Origin of the sequence: Streptomyces sp. 13-12-16 (assembly GCF_002114215.1) — a bacterium.
GTDB lineage: Bacteria > Actinomycetota > Actinomycetes > Streptomycetales > Streptomycetaceae > Streptomyces.
The window spans coordinates 1-5,086 of the sequence record NZ_NCTE01000359.1; the positions used below are offsets into that span (position 1 = coordinate 1).

At 72.8% G+C, this 5,086-nt stretch carries 6 protein-coding genes; 4 read left to right on the forward strand and 2 right to left on the reverse strand.

Going from position 1 to position 5,086, the window contains the following annotated elements:
• The coding region (locus B7767_RS15120) for an MHYT domain-containing protein (protein WP_085572645.1) at window positions 1-736 on the reverse strand (736 nt) is incomplete at its 3' end.
• Window positions 737-1,013: 277 nt separating this feature from the next.
• Here B7767_RS15120 and B7767_RS15125 point away from each other — a divergent pair.
• Window positions 1,014-1,886 carry a glycerophosphodiester phosphodiesterase family protein gene (locus B7767_RS15125; RefSeq protein ID WP_085572646.1) on the forward strand — a complete coding sequence of 291 codons (873 nt, stop codon included), beginning with the start codon at window positions 1,014-1,016 and terminating at the stop codon, window positions 1,884-1,886.
• A 47-nt stretch (window positions 1,887-1,933) separates the two neighbouring features.
• A complete protein-coding gene (locus tag B7767_RS15130) occupies window positions 1,934-2,488 on the forward strand; it encodes a methylated-DNA--[protein]-cysteine S-methyltransferase (protein WP_085572647.1) in 555 nt (184 codons plus the stop codon).
• 177 nt (window positions 2,489-2,665) lie between these two features.
• Here B7767_RS15130 and B7767_RS15135 read toward each other — a convergent pair whose 3' ends face one another.
• Window positions 2,666-3,094: a VOC family protein gene (locus tag B7767_RS15135; protein ID WP_085572648.1), complete on the reverse strand. Its 429-nt coding sequence runs from the start codon at window positions 3,092-3,094 to the stop codon at window positions 2,666-2,668.
• 102 nt (window positions 3,095-3,196) lie between these two features.
• Between B7767_RS15135 and B7767_RS15140 the strand changes: the two genes are divergently transcribed.
• Window positions 3,197-4,108, forward strand: a complete 912-nt coding sequence (locus tag B7767_RS15140; RefSeq protein ID WP_085572649.1) for a pseudouridine-5'-phosphate glycosidase — start codon at window positions 3,197-3,199, stop codon at window positions 4,106-4,108.
• The gene (locus B7767_RS15145) at window positions 4,090-5,022 is read left to right on the forward strand and encodes a carbohydrate kinase family protein (RefSeq protein ID WP_085572654.1); all 933 of its coding nucleotides are present in this window, start codon (window positions 4,090-4,092) and stop codon (window positions 5,020-5,022) included. The genes B7767_RS15140 and B7767_RS15145 overlap by 19 nt, the downstream gene beginning before the upstream one ends.
• The last annotated feature ends 64 nt before the right edge of the window (window positions 5,023-5,086 follow it).

The following is a 5,086-nucleotide window of genomic DNA, read 5'->3' on the forward strand; positions in this document are numbered from 1 at the left end:
CGGGCCCGCCGGCGACCATCAGCGGGTCGAAGATCACCACGACGCCCGCGAGGACGAGGAAGGCGAGCGGGCCGACCATCATCGGCCCGAGCAGGGCGGCCGCCGGCTCCCCCGCGACGGGCTCGGCCGTGCCGTGGACGTGCACCTCGAGTGCGGCCATGCCGGTGTAGTGCATCCCGGTGACCGCGAGCCCCATGACGACGCTGGCGCCCACGCTCCACAGGAAGCCCCGCACCTGTCCGGCCGCCCACAGGGCGGCGCTGGCGGCGGCCATGGCGATGGCCACGGACACGGCGACCGTGAGGACGTCGTACTCCAGGTATCCGTCGAGGCTCATCCCGGCCATGCCGAGATAGTGCATCGAGGCGATGCCGAGGCCGGTGATGGTGCCCCCGGTGAACAGGGCCGTTCCGGAGGCGCCCTTGTAACCGATGATGAAGACCCCGATGCCCACCATGACGATGGCGACGGCCAGGCTCGCGAACGTGATCAGCCGGTCGTAGTGGATCGGCGTGCCCTCGACGGTGAAGCCCGTCATCGCGACGAAGTGCATCGTCCAGATGCCGGAGCCGATGGTCGCGGCCCCCAGGGCGAGCCAGCCGGGACGCCAGGAGCTGGACATCCTGATCGCCCTGGTGGTGCAGCGCAGGCCCAGGGCGCCGCCGAGACAGGCCATGAGGAAGGCCACCACCGGTGTGACCAGGCCGTAGCTGAATCCGTCGACCGTGCCTTGCATGCGCGGCCTCCCTCCCGACCCGTATGTCCCGTGACGTCCTGATACACCCCCCTCCCGGCACCGTGACGGCGGCCAGGGATGACGCAGAGAGTATGACCCCACCGGAATGGTCGAACGACTTTCGGGCAAAGAAACACGCCCTTGCCCCAGGTGTGTGGCATCAGTGTGCGAAGTTTGGGCAACACCGTTCAATCGACGGCCATCCGGCACTCGCCTCGCGTCGACCCTCTGCTGTCACAGTTGGACTGACCGTGACCGTTCGACGCGAGGAGTACGCATGCACGCACGCGCCGTCGCCGCCTCGATCACCGCGCTCCTGGGCACCGCCTCCCTCCTGCTCCCGCTCTCCCCCGCGCGGGCCGCGGAGGACTCCGCGCAGCCCTTGGTGATAGCCCACCGGGGCGCGTCCGCGTACGCGCCCGAGAACACCCTGGAGGCCGTCGACGAGGCCGCCGCGCTCGGCGTCGACTGGGTGGAGAACGACGTCCAGCGCACCAGGGACGGAGAACTCGTCGTCCTGCACGACGACAGCCTGCGGCGCACCACCGACGTCGAGGAGGTCTTCCCCGACCGGGCTCCGTGGAAGGTGAAGGACTTCACCGCCGCGGAGATCGCCCGGCTGGACGCGGGAAGCTGGTTCGGCTCCGCGTACGCGGGCGCGCGCGTGCCGACGCTGGAGCAGTTCGTGCACCGCGTCGAGCGGCACCGGCAGAAGCTGCTGCTGGAGATCAAGAACCCCCAGCTGTATCCCGGCATAGAGCGGCAGATCGTCAAGGTGCTGGGCAACGAGGGCTGGCTGGACCGCTCGCACGTGCGGAACCGGCTGGTCGTGCAGAGCTTCAGCGCGGACAGCGTACGGACGGTCCACGATCTGCGGCCCGCGGTGAAGACGGGCTTCCTCGGGACGCCGTCCGTGTCGGACCTGCCCGCGTACGCGGCCTTCACCGACCAGATCAATCCCTCGCACGGTTCCCTCTCCGCCGGTTACGTCGCCGCCGTGCACGCCTTCGAGGGGGCGCGCGGCAAGCCGCTGGAGGTGTGCACCTGGACCGTGAACGACGCGGCCGCCGCCCGGCGGGTCGCCGGGTTCGGGGTCGACGGGATCATCACCAACACGCCCGACGTGGTGCGGGACGCGCTGCGCGGCTGAGACGTCCGCCCGGGGCGTTGTCAGTGGCGGGCCGTACGGTGGTGCGCATGGACAGCCATGGGCAGTACGAGCAGCGGGTGGTGTGGGCCGTCGTCGGCACCGGCATCGGCCCGCTGCTGCTGGCCGCGACCCGTGAGGGCCTGGTCAGCGTCGTGTTCCACGCCACCGACGAGGTGCGCGGCAGCGCGCTGGAGCGGCTGGCGTCGCGGCTCGGCACCGAGCCCGTCGAGGAGCCCGGCTCCCCGCTGCTGGCCGAGGCGATACGGCAGGTCGAGGAGTACTTCGCGGGTGAGCGGCGGGACTTCGAGCTGCCGCTGGACTGGTCGCTGATCTCGGGCTTCAACCGCGAGGTGCTGCGGGAGCTGGCCACCGGGGTGCCGTTCGGCTCGGTCGTCGGGTACGGCGATCTGGCCCGCCGGGTCGGCCGGCCCGGCGGGTCCCAGGCCGTGGGCATGGCGATGGGCGCGAACCCGCTGCCGGTGGTCGTACCGTGCCACCGGGTCGTGGAGAGCGACGGCGGCATAGGCGGCTTCGGCGGCGGCCTGAAGACGAAACGCCACCTCCTGGCCCTGGAGGGCGTCCTCCCCGAACCTTTGTTCTAGCCCACTGCTCCCGCGGGCAGTCGGGCCTCCCCAGTGCCCCAAGGGCCTGGGAGGCGCCCCAGGGCGATGGGGGCCCGTCCGAGCGCGGCCGGGAGCGGGGAGGCACCCCGTAGGCGCCGGGCAGCGCGAACACCCCCCGGCCCACACCAGTGCCGGTGCGCCCCGCAGAGCCCCCGCTCAGTCGTAGTGCCGCGCCTCGAACACGTTGCCGTCCGGGTCACGGAAGTAGAAGCTGCGCCGTGCCGGACCCCGCGCCCCGAAGGAGTCGTGCGAGACGTCCGACACCGGCACGGAACCCTCCTCCAGCCGACTGCGCAAGGCGTCGAAGGCCGAGGCCGTCAGTGACAGACAGACATGGTTCACGGGGTGCCCCGAACTCTCCGCGGCACCGGGCAGCATCCGCATGCGTTCCGCCTTGGCCCGCGGCATGAGATCGAGGATCGTCTCCTCGTTGACCCGCACCGAGGGGAACGGCGCCTCGCCGACGGAGTAGTCGGTGAGCCTGACGGGCTCCAGGCCCACGGTCTTCTCGTAGAAACCGGCGGCGGCGATGGGATCGCTCACCCACAGGACGATGTGGTCGAGGCGGGTCGTGTTGTCCGTCATGGTCCCCAGCCTCCGCGACACCCGTGACGGCGCGCAAGGGGGTTTGGCCCGGCGCCCGGCCCGCCAGAGATGAGGGAGAACCGGCAGACAGGAGGCAGGCACGTGGTGCTCATGGTGTCCGAAGAGGTACGGGAGGCGATCGCCGCGGCCCGCCCGGTGGTGGCCCTGGAGTCCACGATCATCGCCCACGGGCTGCCCCGGCCGCGCAATCTCCAGGTGGCGCTGGAGCTGGAGGCGGCCGTACGGCAGGAGGGCGCGGTACCGGCGACGATCGCCGTGCTGGACGGGCGGCCCCGGGTCGGCCTGGACAAGGAGCAGTTGGAGCGGGTCGCCAACGAGGACGGCATCCGCAAGCTGGGCCACCGTGATCTCCCGCTCGCGGTGGCCGCCGGGGCCGGCGGGGCGACCACGGTGTCGGCCACGGCCCTGCTGGCGGCGCGCGCGGGCATACGGGTGTTCGCCACCGGTGGGCTCGGTGGCGTGCACCGGCAGTGGACGGTGACCCAGGACGAGTCGGCCGACCTGGGCCTGCTGGCGCGGACGCGGATCACCGTGGTGTGCGCGGGCGTGAAGTCGATCCTGGACGTGCCCGCGACCCTTCAGCGGCTGGAGACACTGGGGGTGGCGGTCGCCGGATACGGCACGGACCGCTTCCCCGGCTTCTACCTGTCCGACTCCGGGCACCCCGTGGACTGGCGGCTGGACTCCCCGGCGCAGGTCGCGCAGGTCATGCGGGCGCAGGACGCACTGGGCGGACCGGAGTCGGCGCTGATCGTGGCCAACCCGGTCCCCGAGGAGGAGCAGTTGGATCCCGGGCTGCACACGCGGGTGCTCGACGAGGCACTGCGCGCGTGCGAGGCGGGGGGTGTCACCGGCCAGGCCGTCACGCCGTTCCTGCTCGACCACCTGGTCCGGCACACCGACGGTGCCTCCCTCGCCGCGAACCTGGCGGCGGTCCGGGGCAACGTACGGCTGGCCGCGCGGGTCGCGGCGTCCTGGGCCGCCGGGGAGTGACGGACGCCGTGCGGGGCGGGGCGCTGCTGGTCGTCGGCGATGTGATCACGGACGTGGTCGCCCGGCACCGGGGTCCGCTCGCGCCGGGGACGGACACGGCGGCGGCGATCCGGACGGTGCCGGGCGGCGCGGGCGCCAACGTGGCCTGCTGGGCGGCGCGTCGGCACGGTACGGAGGTGCGGCTCCTCGGGCGGGTGGGCGAGGACGCGGCGGCATGGCACGAGCGGGAGCTGACCGCCTGCGGGGTACGTCCGCTGCTGGTCGTGGACGGACAGGCGCCGACGGGGACGGTGATCTGCCTGGTCGACGGGGGTGCGGCGGCCGAGCGGACGTTCCTCACCGACAGTGGCGCGTCGCTGCGGCTGGACCCCGGTGACTGGTCGGACGCGTTGCTGGACGGGGTGGCGCGGCTGCATCTGTCGGGCTACCTGCTGTTCAGCGAGCCGAGCAGGGCCCTGGTCGCGGTGGCGTCGAAGGCGGCGCGGGCCCGTGGGGTGCCGGTGAGTCTGGATCCGGCGTCGGCGGGGTTCCTCGTGCGGCTGGGCGTCGACCGGTTCCTGTCGCTGGTCGAGGGCGTGGACGTCCTGCTGCCCAGCCGTGACGAGGCGTGCCTGCTCACGGGGGCGTCCGAGGTCGCGGACGCCGCGGCGCGGCTGAGCCGGCACGTTCCGCTGGTGGTGGCCAAGCAGGGTGCCGAGGGCGCGTTGCTCGCGCGGTCGGGGGAGGTGTACGCCCGCGTCCCGGCCGTACCCGCGGTGCCCCGGGACACCACGGGTGCCGGTGACGCGTTCACGGGCGCGTTCCTCGCGGCCCTGCTCGCGGGAGCCGGCCCGGAGCAGGCGGCGCGGGAGGGCTGCCGGGCGGGCGCGCAGGCGGTGGAACACATAGGGGGCCGCCCGCCGGCACCCGCCTGACGAACGGGGGGCCGCAACGGGTGAACTCCCTTCGTCCACAGGCGGGGACAAAGCGGGAATTTTT